This window comes from Pseudomonas sp. BF-R-26 (assembly GCF_019947395.1).
In the GTDB taxonomy this organism is placed as follows: domain Bacteria; phylum Pseudomonadota; class Gammaproteobacteria; order Pseudomonadales; family Pseudomonadaceae; genus Aquipseudomonas; species Aquipseudomonas farris.
Genome location: NZ_JAGYGK010000010.1, coordinates 78,084 through 94,888 on the forward strand (window position 1 = coordinate 78,084; position 16,805 = coordinate 94,888).

General features: G+C 59.6%; 15 protein-coding genes. 9 read left to right on the plus strand and 6 right to left on the minus strand.

The window, feature by feature from the left end; all coding sequences use genetic code 11:
- Window positions 1-61: 61 nt before the first annotated feature.
- From KGB18_RS16540 to groL, 4 genes are all read left to right on the plus strand, one after another.
- Window positions 62-793 (plus strand): HugZ family protein, encoded by a 732-nt coding sequence (locus KGB18_RS16540; RefSeq protein ID WP_123719344.1) that lies wholly within the window; start codon window positions 62-64, stop codon window positions 791-793.
- Between the two features lie 66 nt (window positions 794-859).
- Window positions 860-1,336 carry an FxsA family protein gene (locus KGB18_RS16545; protein WP_052966136.1) on the plus strand — a complete coding sequence of 159 codons (477 nt, stop codon included), beginning with the start codon at window positions 860-862 and terminating at the stop codon, window positions 1,334-1,336.
- Window positions 1,337-1,583: 247 nt separating this feature from the next.
- A complete protein-coding gene (locus tag KGB18_RS16550) occupies window positions 1,584-1,877 on the plus strand; it encodes a co-chaperone GroES (RefSeq protein WP_007898444.1) in 294 nt (97 codons plus the stop codon).
- 49 nt (window positions 1,878-1,926) lie between these two features.
- Complete coding sequence (groL, locus tag KGB18_RS16555) at window positions 1,927-3,570, plus strand: chaperonin GroEL (protein ID WP_074874047.1); 1,644 nt, start codon at window positions 1,927-1,929, stop codon at window positions 3,568-3,570.
- Between the two features lie 172 nt (window positions 3,571-3,742).
- Here groL and KGB18_RS16560 read toward each other — a convergent pair whose 3' ends face one another.
- A complete protein-coding gene (locus KGB18_RS16560; RefSeq protein WP_123719343.1) occupies window positions 3,743-4,486 on the minus strand; it encodes a phosphatase PAP2 family protein in 744 nt (247 codons plus the stop codon).
- A 217-nt stretch (window positions 4,487-4,703) separates the two neighbouring features.
- On the opposite strand from KGB18_RS16560, the gene colR reads away from it, so the two are divergent.
- The 5 genes from colR to KGB18_RS16585 all read left to right on the plus strand — a co-directional run bounded on the left by colR (window position 4,704) and on the right by KGB18_RS16585 (window position 8,425).
- Window positions 4,704-5,387, plus strand: coding sequence for a two-component system response regulator ColR (gene colR / locus KGB18_RS16565; protein ID WP_008069526.1), 684 nt, complete (start codon window positions 4,704-4,706; stop codon window positions 5,385-5,387).
- The gene (locus tag KGB18_RS16570; protein ID WP_123719342.1) at window positions 5,377-6,657 is read left to right on the plus strand and encodes a sensor histidine kinase; all 1,281 of its coding nucleotides are present in this window, start codon (window positions 5,377-5,379) and stop codon (window positions 6,655-6,657) included. The genes colR and KGB18_RS16570 overlap by 11 nt, the downstream gene beginning before the upstream one ends.
- 148 nt (window positions 6,658-6,805) lie before the next feature.
- Window positions 6,806-7,474, plus strand: a complete 669-nt coding sequence (locus tag KGB18_RS16575) for a class I SAM-dependent methyltransferase (RefSeq protein ID WP_123719341.1) — start codon at window positions 6,806-6,808, stop codon at window positions 7,472-7,474.
- 4 nt (window positions 7,475-7,478) lie between these two features.
- Window positions 7,479-8,195: a lipopolysaccharide kinase InaA family protein gene (locus tag KGB18_RS16580; RefSeq protein ID WP_123719340.1), complete on the plus strand. Its 717-nt coding sequence runs from the start codon at window positions 7,479-7,481 to the stop codon at window positions 8,193-8,195.
- Window positions 8,196-8,197: 2 nt separating this feature from the next.
- On the plus strand, window positions 8,198-8,425 hold the full coding sequence (locus tag KGB18_RS16585) for a hypothetical protein (RefSeq protein WP_026331876.1): 228 nt from the start codon (window positions 8,198-8,200) through the stop codon (window positions 8,423-8,425).
- Between the two features lie 247 nt (window positions 8,426-8,672).
- Here KGB18_RS16585 and KGB18_RS16590 read toward each other — a convergent pair whose 3' ends face one another.
- From KGB18_RS16590 to KGB18_RS16610, 5 genes are all read right to left on the minus strand, one after another.
- Window positions 8,673-11,711 (minus strand): multidrug efflux RND transporter permease subunit, encoded by a 3,039-nt coding sequence (locus KGB18_RS16590; protein ID WP_123719339.1) that lies wholly within the window; start codon window positions 11,709-11,711, stop codon window positions 8,673-8,675.
- A gap of 13 nt (window positions 11,712-11,724) precedes the next feature.
- Window positions 11,725-12,873 carry an efflux RND transporter periplasmic adaptor subunit gene (locus KGB18_RS16595; RefSeq protein WP_123719338.1) on the minus strand — a complete coding sequence of 383 codons (1,149 nt, stop codon included), beginning with the start codon at window positions 12,871-12,873 and terminating at the stop codon, window positions 11,725-11,727.
- A 204-nt stretch (window positions 12,874-13,077) separates the two neighbouring features.
- Entirely contained in the window at window positions 13,078-14,175 is a 1,098-nt protein-coding gene (locus KGB18_RS16600; RefSeq protein WP_123719337.1) for a DUF1513 domain-containing protein, read from the minus strand.
- A gap of 14 nt (window positions 14,176-14,189) precedes the next feature.
- Complete coding sequence (locus KGB18_RS16605; protein WP_123719336.1) at window positions 14,190-15,254, minus strand: imelysin family protein; 1,065 nt, start codon at window positions 15,252-15,254, stop codon at window positions 14,190-14,192.
- Window positions 15,255-15,281: 27 nt separating this feature from the next.
- Complete coding sequence (locus KGB18_RS16610; RefSeq protein WP_123719335.1) at window positions 15,282-16,709, minus strand: di-heme oxidoredictase family protein; 1,428 nt, start codon at window positions 16,707-16,709, stop codon at window positions 15,282-15,284.
- Window positions 16,710-16,805 lie beyond the last annotated feature (96 nt).

The window sequence follows — 16,805 nt, forward strand, 5'->3', positions numbered from 1 at the left end:
CTGGAACTTTACCCAGGCGCCTGTCCGTTTTTTTGACGGATTCTATATAAGGAGTCATAAATTGAGCGTTGTAGTGGCTAAGCATGCCCGAGAATTGCTTCTCAAGGAATACCGTGGAGTGCTCTCGACGCACTCCAAATCGATGCCCGGTTTTCCGTTTGGCTCCGTGGTTCCTTACTGTCTGGACGAGCGGGGCCGGCCGCTGATCCTTATCAGCCGCATCGCCCAGCACACTCACAACCTGCAGAAAGATCCGAAATGCTCGCTGCTGGTGGGTGAGCGTGAAGCCGAAGACGTACAAGCCGTTGGTCGCCTGACTTACCTCGCCGAGGCAGAAAAGCTTCAAGACCCCGCTGCCATCGAAGCGGCCGCCGAGCGTTACTACCGCTATTTCCCCGATTCGCAGAACTATCACAAGGCCCATGATTTCGATTTCTGGGTGCTCAACGAGGTACGTCACCGCTACATCGGTGGCTTCGGCGCGATCCACTGGATCGATCAGTTGACCCTCGCCAACCCGTTCTCCGGCAAGGCCGAAGTGAGCATGGTCGAGCACATGAATGCCGATCACGCTAAAGCCATTGCGCACTACGTCGAGCTGGCGGGGCTGCCGAAAACTGCACCGGCGCAATTGGCCGGTATCGACACCGAAGGCATGCACTTGCGTATCGGGCAGGGGCTCTACTGGCTGCCGTTTCAAACGCCCTGTAATACGCCGACACAAGTCCGGGAAGCCTTGGTTTTCCTGGCTCACGCCGAGCATTGGCCGAAAAATGAAGTGGCCGACGCTTGAATTCACGAAACGGCGACGTCATCTAAGGAAAACTGGCAAGGTATTCTTGCGTTGAGGAACCATTTGATGCGCCCTTTTTTATTGCTCTTTGTACTGTTCCCGGTGTTGGAGCTGTTCGTATTCGTCAAGGTTAGTGGGGCGATCGGGTTTTTCCCGGCCCTGCTGCTGATCATTCTCGGCTCGATGCTCGGCGTGTTCGTGCTGCGTATCGCCGGTCTGGCTACTGCGCTGCGCGCCCGTGAAAGCCTGAATCGCGGCGAACTGCCGGCTCAGACCATGCTCGAAGGCCTGATGCTGGCCCTGGCTGGCGGTCTGTTGATTCTGCCGGGCTTCGTCACCGACGTGCTGGGTCTGATCATGTTGCTGCCGATCTCTCGTCGACTGCTGGCCAATAAAATGCGTCTGCGCGCCGAGGAACAAGCGATACGTCAGCGTGCGTTCGCCGATGACCTTCAGCCACGGGGCGGTCCTGCTCCGCAGCAGCCACTGGGCCGTGAGCCCAATGTGATTGAAGGCGAGTTTGAACACCGCGATTCCAAGTAACACTTCCATCGACACGGCACCCTCGGGTGCCGTGTTCGTTTTCAGGGCATCGACGTAAAAAATTTTCGCTCCCAGCCCTTGAAATAAGCTTGTGCGCCCTTATGTAACGGTCACCGCAAGGTTTCTGGCAATTGCGCCAGACAGACTTCCGCGGTTCGCTTGACGAACCGCACCCGGCGCCGCCGGATTTGTTAAACCCGCCGGGACTACACCGGCCGATGAAAACCACAATTAGGAGAGATCGACAATGAAGCTTCGTCCTCTGCATGACCGCGTCGTCGTCCGTCGCAGCGAAGAAGAAAAGAAAACCGCTGGCGGTATCGTCCTGCCAGGTTCGGCTGCTGAAAAGCCAAACCAGGGCGAAGTCCTCGCTGTAGGCCCAGGCAAAGCACTGGACAACGGTGAAGTGCGTGCGCTGGCCGTGAAAGTGGGTGACAAGGTTGTGTTCGGCCCTTACTCCGGCAGCAACACTGTGAAAGTTGACGGCGAAGACCTGCTGGTAATTGGCGAGAGCGAAATCCTCGCCGTTATCGAAGGCTGATTCCCCGCTCATTTTCCCGCTACTACAAAGTATTTAAGGAATATCGATCATGGCTGCTAAAGAAGTTAAATTCGGCGATTCCGCCCGCAAGAAAATGCTCGCCGGTGTCAACGTCCTGGCTGACGCAGTAAAAGCGACCCTGGGCCCTAAAGGCCGTAACGTGATCATCGAGAAGAGCTTCGGCGCTCCGACCATCACCAAGGACGGCGTTTCCGTTGCCAAAGAAATCGAGCTGAAAGATCGCTTCGAAAACATGGGCGCGCAGCTGGTCAAAGACGTTGCCTCCCGTGCCAACGATGACGCAGGCGACGGCACCACCACCGCTACCGTTCTGGCTCAATCGATCGTCAACGAAGGCCTGAAAGCCGTCGCTGCCGGCATGAACCCGATGGACCTGAAGCGCGGTATCGACAAAGCGACCATCGCGATCGTCAAAGAGCTGAAAGCCCTGTCCAAGCCTTGCGCTGACACCAAGGCCATCGCTCAGGTCGGCACCATCTCGGCCAACTCCGACAGCTCCATCGGCGACATCATTGCCGAAGCCATGGAAAAAGTCGGTAAAGAAGGCGTGATCACCGTTGAAGAAGGCTCGGGCCTGGAAAACGAACTGTCGGTTGTTGAAGGCATGCAGTTCGACCGTGGCTACCTGTCCCCGTACTTCGTCAACAAGCCAGAGACCATGACTGCCGAGCTGGACGGTCCGCTGATCCTGCTGGTCGACAAAAAAATCTCGAACATCCGCGAAATGCTGCCAGTACTGGAAGCCGTTGCCAAAGCCGGCCGTCCACTGCTGATCGTTGCCGAAGACGTTGAAGGCGAAGCCCTGGCGACTCTGGTTGTGAACAACATGCGTGGCATCGTTAAAGTCGCAGCCGTCAAGGCTCCAGGCTTCGGCGACCGTCGCAAGGCCATGCTGCAGGACATCGCTGTTCTGACTGGCGGTACCGTTATCTCCGAAGAGATCGGTCTGAGCCTGGAAAGCACTACCCTGGAACACCTGGGTAATGCCAAGCGCGTGATCCTGTCCAAAGAAAACACCACCGTGATCGACGGTGCCGGCGTTGAGGCTGACATCCAGGCTCGCGTTCTGCAGATCCGTCAGCAAGTGGCTGATACTTCGTCCGACTACGACCGTGAAAAACTGCAAGAGCGTCTGGCCAAACTGTCCGGCGGCGTTGCAGTGATCAAGGTTGGCGCTGGTTCCGAAGTTGAAATGAAAGAGAAGAAAGCCCGCGTTGAAGACGCCCTGCACGCTACCCGTGCAGCCGTTGAAGAAGGCGTGGTACCTGGCGGCGGCGTGGCACTGGTTCGCGCTCTGCAGGCTATCTCCGAGCTGAAAGGCGACAACGATGACCAGAACGTTGGCATCCAGTTGCTGCGTCGCGCTGTCGAAGCGCCACTGCGTCAGATCGTTGCCAACTCCGGCGACGAGCCAAGCGTAGTAGTCGACAAGGTCAAGCAGGGTTCGGGTAACTACGGTTACAACGCTGCTACCGGCGAATACGGCGACATGATCGAAATGGGTATCCTGGACCCGGCTAAAGTGACTCGTTCGGCTCTGCAAGCGGCTTCGTCGATTGCCAGCCTGATGATCACCACCGAAGCCATGATCGCCGAGATCAAGGACGACGCACCAGCTGGCGGCGGCATGCCAGACATGGGCGGTATGGGCGGCATGGGCGGCATGATGTAAGCCAGCCTCACCCCGTACATAAAAACCCCGCCTGCGTTAAGCAGGCGGGGTTTTTTATTGTCCTCATTTTGGTAGGTCTGGAGACCGAGTCGCGCCCATCGCGGGCAAGCCACGCTCCCACAGTGGATTGCGTTAAACCTGTGGGAGCGGGCTTGCTCGCGAAGGCGTCAGCTCAGGCGTTGACCGGTTCTGCCTCACTCACCCGTTCAGCCTTGGAAGCCGGTCGATAAAGGATGTAGTAATACGCCCCCAGACAAATCAACCAGCAGAAAATCGCCGTCCACACATTGTGCGAAAAGAAGTGCGCTCCCTGCATCATCCGGCTGATGGAAAATACTGAGCCCAACGTGAAGGCCAGGACAAACGCCTTGCGTGCCAGACGCGGACGACGGTCGCGCAACACGAAGAACAGCGCAAACAACGTGAAGCCAGTCGCCGCATGACCGCCAGGCCAGCAGCGGCCAGGCTTGTCGGTGTGCGGGCGAGGGCTGAGCAGTTCGCTGTAGGTTTCGTGCCCGCCGAATTGCTCCAGGCTCCATGGGCATTGCACCGCCGTCACCGCTTTGACCGGGGTGACAAACGAGGTTGCCAGTGCCAGAGACAGCACCAGGCAACCCAGTTCACGCTTGAACGGTTTGAGCCTTTCCATGAAAAAGGAGCCGATGAAGCCCAGGATGGCGAACACCGAAAAGGCGATGACCACTTGCTTGGCCCGGTCATGCAGGATGTTTTCCAGGAAGTAACTGTGCCGCCCGATGAACGCCCCGGCAACCGGGTCATAGAACAGCTTGGCAAGATCCATGTCCAGGGACGTCAGTTCGAGCAACAGCAGGGTGATCGCCGCAATGGCGGGCACTCCCAGGCATAGCCAGGCATTCAGTGGCCTGGAAGCGGGGCGGGCAGCGGTCGAAGCCATGGCAATTCCTTGGTGAGTGAAATGTTCTGAAGAGCACAACCGCGGGAGTCTGAACACGCCTCTGTCGTCAGCCTGTGAATCGATGGTGAAAAAGTTGTTAAGGCCGTTTCAGGTTTTTTTTGTCGGATTTACCCCTGCACGCCACCCTATCCCTGAGCCACACTTGGCCTTAAGCTGCGCGCCAAGACAGCCGTTACTGTGTACGGAGGAGGTGCCGATGCGAATTCTATTGGTTGAAGACAACCGCGATATCCTGGCCAATCTGGCCGATTATCTTGGGCTCAAGGGTTACACCGTGGATTGCGCGCAGGACGGTTTGTCGGGCCTGCACCTGGCCGCCACCGAGCATTACGATTTGATCGTGCTCGACATCATGCTGCCCGGCATTGACGGCTACACCCTGTGCAAACGCCTGCGCGAAGACGCCCGCCGCGACACTCCGGTGATCATGCTCACTGCGCGCGATCAACTGGATGACCGTTTGCAAGGCTTCAAGTCTGGTGCCGACGATTACCTGATCAAACCCTTTGCCCTGTCTGAACTGGCCGCGCGGATCGAGGCGGTCATGCGCCGTGCCCAAGGAGGCGGTCGCCGTGCCTTGCAGGTCGGTGATCTGAGCTACGACCTCGATACCCTGGAAGTGACGCGCGAAGGCCGTCTGCTGAAACTCAACCCGGTGGGCCTGAAGTTGCTGGCCGTGTTGATGCAGAAAAGCCCCCATGTGTTACGCCGCGAGGTTCTCGAAGAGGCCCTGTGGGGCGATGACTGCCCGGACAGCGACAGCCTGCGCAGCCACGTCCATCAACTGCGTCAGGTGATCGACAAGCCGTTCGACAAGCCCTTGTTGCACACGGTGCATGGCGTCGGTTATCGCTTGGCCGAGGGCCGTGATGGAGTTTAAACAGAGCCTTGCTCAACGGATCATCATCGCCTTTGCGTTGATGAGCGCACTGGTGGCGGGAGCCTTCGCCATGGGCATTGTGGCGACCGTGCACCTGGTGGAAGAAAAGCTGATTTCGGCAGGTCTGGGCGGCGATTTGCAACGCCTGTTGCTGATGGACAGCGTGTCGGACTGGAGCCACCGCCCCGAGCCGGACCAGCTGTTCTATTTCAGCGGCGGGCCGGGCGACTTCGAATTGCCCAAGGATTTGCGGCACCTGGACTCAGGCTTTCATGAAGTCTTTCGCGAGCAGCTGTCGTATCACGCGATGGTCGAAATCGTCGACGGTCGGCGTTACGTGCTGTTGCAGGACCAGAGCGATTTCGAAGAGCGTGAGCGGGTGCTGTTTGCCGTGGTGCTGGTGGGTTTCGTCCTGAGCCTGGCATTGGCGGTATTTCTTGGCTGGGTGCTGGCGCGCAAGGTCATGGCGCCGGTGGTGCGACTGGCCCGTCAGGTGCGTCATCGCGATCAGTTGCTGGGCCTGGCGCCGCCACTGGCGCCGGACTATGCCGCCGATGAAGTGGGCGAACTGGCCGTGGCCTTCGACGCTACCCTGGGGCGCTTGCGTCAGGCGTTGACCCGTGAGCGATTGTTCACCAGTGACGTCAGCCACGAACTGCGCACGCCATTAATGGTGTTGGCCAGTTCCTGTGAGCTGTTGCTGGAAAACCCCGGTATCGATCAGCGCGGCCGTGCCCAGGTCGAGCGAATCGCCCGTGCGTGTGCCGAGATGCGCGAGCTGGTGCAAACCTTCCTCATGCTGGCTCGTGCTCAACATGAAGACGCCAGCATGGCCCCCCAGCAGACCCTGAGCCAGGTAGCCGACGGGCTGCTCTCTCAATGGCGCGAGCCGATCGAAGCCAAGGGCCTGACGCTGAACTTTGAGCCGGGCAATCCGCCGGACACCCGCTATAACGCGACCCTTTTGCATGCAGTAATGGGCAACCTGTTGCGTAATGCGCTGCATTACACCGAGCACGGTTACATTCGCCTCGCCTTGACGGATACAGGGTTCGTGGTCGAGGACAGTGGTGTCGGCATTCCCGAGGAAAAACGCGAGGCGATGTTCGAGCCTTTCGTACGCGGCAACGAGAAACGCGGCGAGGGCCTGGGGTTGGGACTATCGCTGGTGCAGCGGATTTGCGAGAACCAGGGCTGGAACGTCAGCCTGACTAACATGGAGCCCAATGGTTGCCGTTTCCAGGTGGATTTGACTCCGTCTTTGATCTGAAGGAAAAACGAAAAGATCCTGAATTGGCCCTGTAAAACCCTGAAATAATTCCGGGTTTTACATGACAAATTTTTCACAAACGCATGACCTGACGCTGACAGCGCGCTACCTAAGGTGGTGGTCATCAGAAGTTCAGGAGACTGCAGTGATGGCCGGCCCGATCAAACTCGATTTTTCCGAAAAGTACGACGATCAACACGCCCAGAAATATTTGCGCAAGCATCAGGAGGGGCTCAGCCGCCGACTGTCCCACTGGCGTGACGAACAATTGGCGCGAAAAGCGCTGACGCTGGCCGGTGAGCCTGGGTTGGTCCTCGATTTACCGTGCGGCGCGGGGCGTTTCTGGCCGCTGCTGGCGGAAAAACACAACCGCGTCATCATCGGGGCCGACAACTCGGAGTCCATGTTGAAGACTGCCATGCAGGCGCAACCCGCCGACGTGGTAAAACGGGTACAACCCTTGCACACTTCTGCATTCGACATTGCCTTACCCGATAACGCCGTCGACAGCATCTTCTGCATGCGCTTGCTCCATCACATCGGTGAAGCCGAGCATCGACTGGCCATCCTGCGCGAATTCGAGCGCGTCACCCGCGACAGCGTGATTGTTTCGTTGTGGGTGGACGGCAATTTCAAGGCCTGGAAACGCAAGCGCGCCGAGAAAAAGCGTGGGCAGGAGGGTTACCAAAATCGATTTGTGTTACCGGCTGCCACGGTTGAAAAAGAATTCGAGCAGGCGGGTTTTCGGATCCAGGAACGACTGGATTTTTTACCGCTCTACGCCATGTGGCGGGTATACGTATTACGCAAAAGGTAACAAGATGGCAGTGAAATGTGCAGCACCAACGGAAGTGGCTTCTCAGGACCGCTTCGACTACTTCTGGAACCTGCGCGGTGAATGGGTCGAAGAACCCAACGTCCGTCGCGGTGGCGAAAGTGGCGTGCAGCGCGTTATGGGCAGTGATGGACAGCAGCTCTACACCAAGCGTCAAACCGGGCATATCTATCGCAGCGGGTTACACCCGTTCGGTCGGCCGACGGTGTTGCGCGAGCGTGATGCGCTCATCGGTTTGCGCCTGCTTGATGTTCGTGTTCCGGAAATCGTTTTTTGCGGGGCACAGCGCGATCCCGAGAATAATGAATGGCGGGCATTGCTGGTTACCAAATCCCTGGATGGCTTTGAGGAAATCAAACACTGGTACGCGGGTGGTGGTCGCGAGCGTTACGGTGAGGAGGTGCATGACCGCGTGTTGAAGGATCTGGCTGACAACCTGGCCCGTATGCACAAGGGCCGTTGGCAGCACAGCTGCATCTACATCAAGCATGTATTCGTGCGGGTCACCGGCGAAAGCGAGTCCGCAAAGGTCGAGGTGGCATTGATCGATCTGGAGAAATGTCGGCAGCGTTTGACCGCCCGTCAAGCGGCGGCCCATGACATGAAACAGCTGCGTCGCCACTCGTCGTTCAGCGATACGGACTGGAAAAAACTCGTCTATTTTTATGAGACGGCGTTTGGCAGCGCTATCAAAGGCTTATAACAATGAAACTCGAAATTGCACGAGGTTTGTTTTTAGCCGGAGCCTTGGCAGTTGCTTCATTGGCGGTGGCGGCTTGGGAGCAGCCCCGCACTCAAGTCCTGAGCTCCGTGCACGGTGACGCGCATTGTCCGTTGCCCCGGGTTGCCAAGGCACCCGTGGCCACTCAACCCGATCATGACTTGTTACTGTTCATGTTCGGACTTTCTCAGGGACTGAGGCCACAGAGTTGAACAAATTGAAGCCCAAATAAAAGGCCTCGCAGATGCGAGGCCTTTTTTGTATCCGTTGACTCAAGTCTTGCGCGATCCCTTGTGGGAGCGAGCCTGTGTGGGCGAGGGGGCTTGCCCCCGTTGGGTCGCAAAGCGGCCCCAAAACCTGCAATCGCGGTGTATCAGGTACACCGCATGCAATGTTTTGCGACTGCTACGCAGCCGAACGGGGCAAGCCTCCTCGCCACACAGGCTCGCTCCCACAGGATTATGGGTGTTTTTCAGGTTTATCGGGCTTGGCCAGCAACGTGTAGATGCACGGCAACACGAACAAGGTGAACAGCGTCCCGATCGACATCCCCGTCGCGATCACCGTGCCGATGTCGAACCGACTGACCGCCCCCGCGCCCGTGGCGATGATCAACGGCACCATGCCGAACACCATCGCCGCCGTGGTCATCAACACCGGACGCAGGCGAATGGCCGCCGCTTCCTCCACCGCTTCGCGAGGCGACAGCCCCTTCTCGTTGCGTAACTGGTTGGCGAACTGAACGATCAGAATCCCGTGCTTGCTGATCAGCCCGATCAACGTCACCAGTCCCACCTGGGTATAGATGTTCATGCTCGACCAGCCAAGGAACAGCGGGATCAATGCGCCGCAGATCGACAGCGGCACGGTCACCAGAATCACCAGTGGGTCGCGGAAGCTTTCGAACTGGGCCGCCAGCACCAGGAAGATGATCGCCAGCGCCAGGGCAAAGGTGACCCACAGCGCGCTGCCTTCCTGAACGTATTGCCGTGATGCACCGGCATAGTCGACGGCATAACCCGCCGGCGCTTCTTCCCGGGCGATCTGGCGCACGGTGTCGATGGCTTCACCCATGCTGACCAGCGGGACCCCGGAAAGAATTGCCGAGTTGAGTTGCTGGAACTGGTTCAACTGACGCGGTCGCGCCCGGTCGGTCACGGTGATCAGGGTCGATAGGGGCAGCAATTCGCCCTTGGTGTTCTTGACGTAATAATGGTTCAGCCAGTCGGGATTATCCCGGAAAGGCCGTTCAACCTGTGCAATGACTTTATAGCTGCGACCTTCGATGGTGAAACGGTTGATCTCCGCTTCACCCAGCAATGTTGCGAGGGTGCCCCCCAAGTCCTGCATCGATACACCCATCTGTGCGGCCTTGGCGCGATCGATATCCACCACGACTTCGGGTTTGTCGAAGGCCAGGTCGACGTCGACAAAGGCAAACTTGCCGGATTCCGTCGCTCTTTTTTTCACCCGGTCCGTCACTTCCAACAATGACTCATAGCTGTTGGCCGAGTTGATCACGAACTGAAACGGCAAGCCTTCACCCGTGCCCGGCAGGGAAGGCAGGTTGAAGCCGAAGATCTGTAAGCCCGGAATGCTTGCCAGTTTGCCCTGGACCTCGGGCAGGATCTGCATCTGGGTCCGGTCGCGTTCGTTCCAGGGTTTGAGCAGGAAGCCACCGATCCCCGATTGCACGCCATTGAAGCCGTTGATCTGGAACGAGGAGTAGTACTCGGGGAACTCCTTGAAAATCGCGAGGAACTCGTCGGTGTAGGTGTTCAGGTAGTCGAGGTTGGCTGGTTGCGGAGCACTGGCCATCATGAAGATGACGCCCTGGTCCTCGTCCGGCGCCAGTTCCGACTGGGTGAATTTGAGCAGCACCGGAATCAGGCAGAGCACGATCACTGCGAACACCAGTACCACCGGCCGGGTGTTGAGGGTGCCATGAAGCACACTCTGGTAACGACGCTTGAGGCCTTCGAAGATCATGTCCAGGCGATGGGCAAGGCCGGTAGGGTTTTCATCGTGGCGCAGCAGCAGGGCGCACATCATCGGCGACAGCGTCAGGGCTACGACGCCGGAAATCACCACCGCCCCGGCCAGGGTCAGGGCGAACTCCTTGAATAGCGCTCCCGTCAGGCCGGTCAGGAAGCCGATCGGCGCATAGACCGCCGCCAGGGTAATGGTCATCGACACCACCGGCATGGCGATTTCCGCAGCGCCTTCAAGCGCGGCATCCAGCGGTGTCTTGCCTTCTTCAATGTGCCGATGGATGTTTTCCACCACCACAATGGCGTCGTCCACCACCAGCCCGATGGCCAATACCATCGCCAGCAAAGTCAGCAGATTGATCGAGTAGCCCATCATCTGCATGAAGAACATCACGCCGATCATCGACAGCGGAATGGTGACCACCGGGATCACCACCGAACGCAGGGCGCCGAGGAACAGGAACACCACCACGATCACGATCAGCACCGCTTCGAACAGGGTTTTCACCACTTCGTCGATGGAGGCCTGGATAAACAGCGTGGCGTCGTAGGCGATTTCACCTTTCAGGTTCGGCGGCAGCTGGGCTTCCAGCTCCGGCATGATCTTGCGCACTTCCCTGATCACGTCCAGCGGGTTGGCGCCGGGCGTGGCCTTGATGCCGATGTACACCGAGGGCGTGCCGCCGAAGGAACTGATGGTGTTGTAGTTCTCTGCGCCCATCTCGACCCGCGCCACGTCCCGCAGCAGTACGCGACTGTCGCCCTCGACCTTGAGCGGGATCGCGCCAAAGGCCTCGGCGGATTTGAGTTCGGTGTTGGCGTTGATGCTGGTGACCACATACTCGCCTTTCACTTCGCCGGCGGCGGAGAGGAAGTTGTATTGGCGTACGGCGTTGGTCACGTCGCTGGCGCTCAGGCCGAAACCGGCGAGTTTCACCGGGTCCAGCCACAGGCGCATGGCGAACACCTGGTTGCCGAGAATCTCGGCTTCGGCCATGCCCGGCAAGGTCGCCAGTTTCGGCTGGATGACCCGTGACAGGTAATCGGTGATCTGCGGATTGCTTAGCTCGTCGCTGAAGAAGCTGATGTACATCAGCGCCGAGGCGTCGGCGGCTTCCTTGCTCAGTACCGGGTCTTCGGCGTCCTGGGGCAGCTGGTTCTTGACCTCGTTGGCCTTGGCCAGCAGTTCGGTGAACAAGCGGTCGCTGTTGGAACCGATGCGCGCGTAGATCGAGATCACCGAGAAGTTCTGGCGGCTGACCGAGGTCATGTAGTCGATGCCTTCGGCGCTGGCCAGGCTCTGCTGCATCGGTTGGGTGATGTAACCCTGGATGGTTTCGGCGTTGGCCCCGGGGTAAGCGGTGGTCACCGTGATCAGGGCGTTTTCCATTTGCGGGTATTGGCGCAGCGGCAACTTGCTCCAGGCCTGGAAGCCCAGCAGCACAATCAACAGGCTGACCACGGTGGCGAGCACCGGGCGGCGGATGAACGGGTCGGTAAAAGCCATGGGGATTCCTTGATCAGTCAGCGCGCGGCTGACTGCTCTTCTCGGCTAGGGTCTTGTCGTCGCTGATGGCAATGTGCGCGCCGTGGTCCAGTTTGATCTGACCCCCCGTGACCACTTTTTCGCCGTTCTGCACGCCTTTGGTGATCATGACCATTCCGTCGCGGCGCTCACCGGTTTCGATGAAGCGCCGCTCGGCGATCAGGATCGGCTGACCCTTGTCGTCTTTTTCGAGGCTGCCGTCTTCGGCCTTTTTCTGCGCGACGACGTACAGCGAGTTGCCATACAGGGTGTAGGTGATCGCGCTTTCCGGCACGACGATGCGTGGCTGCGGATCAGGCAATATCACCTGCAGGCTGGCGAACATCCCCGGTAGCAGTTTGTCATCGGGGTTGGCCAGGGTTGCGCGCACCAGCACGTTGCGGGTGCTGCTCTCGACCTTCGGGTTGATCGCACTGATAGTGCCGGGGAAACTCTCTGTCGGGTAGGCCGAGACAATGACTTGTACCGGTTGGCCGAGGGCGATTTTCGGCACCGATTGTTCGGGCACAAAGAAGTCGACGTAGAGGCTGCTGATGTCTTGCAGGGTGGCGATCATCGTGCCGCTGGCCACGTAGTCGCCGACGTCTACCTGACGAATGCCGATGGTCCCGCTGAACGGGGCGAGGATGCGTTTTCTTTCCAGTGCCGCCTTGAGTTGATTGACCGTGGCCCGGCTCTTTTGCAACACCGCCGAGAGTCGGTCGAACTCGCCTTTGGAAATAGCCTGGCTACCCACCAATTGGCTGCCGCGTCCGTAATCCAGTTGCGCCAGTCCCAGGTCGGCTTGAGCGGTTGCCAGCAGGGCAGTTTCAACGGCGGTATCGAGTTGCAGGATCGGCTGACCGGCCTTGACCTTCTGCCCCGACTCGAACTGCACCTCCTTGACGGTACCGGCGATCTCCAGGCTCAGGTCGACCCCTTGCAGCGCCGTGAGGGTGCCGACCGTTGGCAAACGGCTTTGCCACGGACGTTCGGTGGCAGTGGCCACGGCGACACTTATCGGCGGTTTCGGCGCGGAGAAGCCCTGCATCATCGTATAGATGGAGAAGGCTTTGTAACCGGCCAGGACCAGCACGATTAGCAGAACAACACCCAACATGATCAGCATGCGGCGACGCAGCATATTTCCAGTTCCTTGGAGAAAATCAGGTGAGACAGGCGGGAACATTACTCCGAGTGTAAGGGGGATTCCAACTGGCAGTTATTACAGAATGACGCAAACCCTGTAGGAGCGAAGCTTGCTCGCGAAAGCGGTGTATCAGCCAACTAATGCATTGACTGATACACCGCTTTCGCGAGCAAGCTTCGCTCCTACAAGGGGATGAAGTCAGATCAGATGAAGATGGTTGTCCCAGAGCCCCGCAGGCAATTCCAGAGGTTTTGCAACAAGGGTTGTCTGGCGGCAATCGTAGTACCGGCAACGGCCTTGGCCCGAGGTCACGACAAAACCATCGGCCACGGCGCCGACACCAGCGCAGTCGGGAAGTGGCGCATCCAGGCGTACTTCACCGCTGTCCAGGTCCCAGATAAAAAAGCGGTTGCCCCGCGGCGCGGTCAGGGCGACCAGACGCAGTTCGCTGTGTACGGCGACGCTGGCGGTGTAATGCCCCATGGCCTGCAACTGATGCTCGGGCACCGGGAACGCCACGAACGGTTGGCCGGGCCGCTTGATCGCCAGCAGCTCCGATGACTCGTGGGCAGCGCCCATGAACTGCTGGCCGGCGACGATGGTGCCGTCGCTGGCGACTCCCAAATGCCGCACGCTGTTCATCTGCTGGGCCAGTGTTTCCTTGCTCAACAAAGTGCCATCGCGCTGCATCAACACCAGGCTCGGTTCCATCGCGTTGAGGTTCATCTCGACCCGGCTTTCGGCCTCGGTGCGAATGCCGCCGTTGGCCACAATCAGCGTCTCGCCATCGGGCATCCACGACACCTGATGCGGGCCGACACCGTGGGTGGAAAGCTCACCGCTGTGCACCAGTCGCTCACCTTCGAACTTATACACACCGAGCAGGCCACGGCCCGGATCGGAGGTGTCGTTCTCGGTGGCGTACAACCAGTCGCCGCTCTGGTGAATCACTGCATGACCGTAGAAGTGCCGGTTCGGCTGCGAGACCACGGTTTGCAGCAGCGTGCCGTCGCGCAGGTCGATCAGGTAACTCTCGGTGCCGGGACGTCGGGCAACGAACAGCGCTATCGGCAGCGTCGGATGGTTGATGATGTCGTGGCAACGCTGGCCGACCTGGGTGGCAAACACCCGGGTACCGTCCAGCCGATAACCGACGGCGTAATGCTTGCCGTCACCATCGTCCCGCGCCGAGAGCAGCAGCGGGCTTTTGTCCTTTTGCTTGAACAGCGTCCAGCCGCCCAGTGTCACCGCACCCAGCAGCAAACTCCCTAACGTCAGAGCCTGGCGTCGCAGCATGGCACTTGCCCTCATCAGTCACCGTCGTTGGCGTTGAAGCCCAGTTGGATGCCCAGTGCCTTGGCCAGTTCGCCTTCGTGCAGGCGATGGACAACGTTGAGGCTGTCGTAGATCGCGTTGAGCTGCTGGCGCCCGGCATCGTCGGTGAGCATGTCGGTCAGCGAGCGCTGGTTGCTGGCGAACAATTTCAGGGACGTTGCATAGGCCGCGTCGATCTTGTCGGCCAAGGGTTTCTGCTCGCTCGGCAACAGACCGCGCAAGCCTTTGTTGTCGACACCGACCCAAACGGTTTGCGCCGCGCTCAGGCTCGATTGCAGGCCTTGCAGCGACGATTGGCTGCGCCACGCATCGGCCTGGAACGGCTGTGGAGTACCCTTGCTCTGACGGCCCATCGGCGTGCCGAGTTTTTTCTTCAGGGTGTCCAGCGCCGTCACTTGCACGCGCAGCAGATCGGCGATCGCTTCGTGGGAGTCGGCGTAGCGCTGGTTCGGGAATTTGCTCATCTGCGCGAGCATGCCGTCGTTGGTGTTCCAGCGCGACAGGATCTCTTCGGCCAGTTGCTTCTGACGTTCGCCAATGGCGGTCAGCAGTGGGCAGTATTTGGCTTTCTGCGCGCTGTCGGCCATGTCGATCTTGCTGTCGAACAGGATGTATTCATAGGCCGAGAGCCCCTGAACCACAACGCTGGACTTGGTCAGGGCGGCGGCATCGATCTGCGGTTGCGCGGTCACCAGTTGCTCGACCTGACGGCCCACGAGGTTTTTCTTGTCCGGCCAGAACTGCACCTGCCACGAACGGTTGCCTTCGGCCAACGGCCCGATCAGCAGCGGTTGCAACTCGGCCCAGGCTTTCTGCGCGTGCAGGAAGTCGGCGCGGGCGGTGTCCAGGGTTTCCTTGCCTTGGCAGAACGCCAGGGCGCTGACCGCCAATTGACGGTCGGCTTCAACCCAGCGGCTGTAGGTCGGCAGGATTACTTGCTTGGCGATAGCCGCCGACGTGACCGCTTGCGGGTCCTGGGGCGAACAGGCGCCCAGGGCGAGGGCGGCAAGGCTAGTGAACAACAATTTGGGACGGAACATGTCGGGCTCCCGCTGAAGGAAAACGTATTAAAGAGAATTCAAAAACGCCAGCAACGCCGCGCGCTGCTCGGCATTGAAAGACAAAACCTGTTGCTGCGCCGCCTTTGCCTCGCCGCCATGCCAGAGCACGGCTTCGAGCACGTTACGGGCGCGGCCGTCATGCAAAAACTGGGTGTGGCCGCTGACTGCCTGGGTCAGGCCGATGCCCCACAATGGCGGGGTGCGCCAGTCGCGGCCGCTGGCTTGAAACTCGGTGCGGTTGTCGGCTAAACCGTCGCCCATGTCATGCAGCAGCAGGTCGCTGTAAGGGCGAATCACTTGATTGGCCAATTCAGGTTCCGCGGCGTTGGCGGCGGTGGTGTATTTCGGGGTGTGGCAGGACTGGCATCCCGCCTGGAAAAACAGATTCTTGCCGGCCAGCACTTGCGGCGCGCCGACATCGCGACGGGCCGGTACCGCGAGGTTACGGCTGTAGAACAGCACCAGACGCAGGATGTTGTCGCTGACTTCTGGCTCACCATCCGGGCCATTGCCGTTGGGCGCCTGCTTGCAAGCGGTTTGCGCGTCGGTGCAGTCATCAACGGTTCTCAGGCTGGTCGTGAGGCCCATATCACCAGAGAACGCGTGAACGTTTTGTTGATTGAGGTTCGGTTGCCCGGCCTTCCAGCCAAATCGCCCGAGGACGGTTTTCTGCTGCGCGTCGTCCCAGACCCGGTTCGGTCGTCCGGCGATGCCGTTCTTCTCGCGCGCCTGAGCCTCAGCGTTGGCCAGGATGGCCTCGTCGGGGATCGCTTCAAGCAAGCCCAGGCCAATCATCGGCGGTGCGATGCGCGCCGAAAAACGCGTGTCGGGGTGCATCGGGCCGTAGCCGAGTTGGGTGATCTGCAGGGTCGGCTTACGCAACTCGATTTCGCTGCCATCCTTGAAACGCACCGGGACCGGCGTGTAATCGACGCGCACCTTGCCTTCCGGGACGACGCCGGGCACCGACATGTCCTGGAACTGCCCGCCGTAAACCGGCTCCGGCACCACACCCAGTTGTTCGATGACTTTGGTGTAGGCCGGCGCATCAGGGATCGACAGACGCACCAGCATCGACACCGCATTCGGCGCATCGGGCGCAGTCGGGTGACCACGCCCGTCCTTGATGTGGCAGTTCTGGCAGGCGTTGGTATTGAACAACGGGCCGAGGCCATCGCGGGCGGTGGTGGTCGATGGGGCAATCACCCAAGGGCTGCGAAAGAAACTGTTGCCGACGCTGAAATCGACGCGCCGTGACGGCGGCAGATTGGCGGACGGCAGGGAGAACGCGTTCTGATCGGTCTTGCGCACCGTCGCACTGCCGCCGGAGCGGGCTTCACCGGGTTCGGCCTGGGTAAAACGCGGGGCGTCATCGCACGCACTCAGGCCCAGGGCCAGCAACAGTGCGGACAAGCGAAGAGGCAGCGAGGGCATCGGACATCCTGCAAGGCGAGCAAAACAAGGGCGCAAAGTCTAACAGGGCAGGGGAGTTTGAATAAGAGGAATTATCGTTTGGTTGATCTGAGGCAA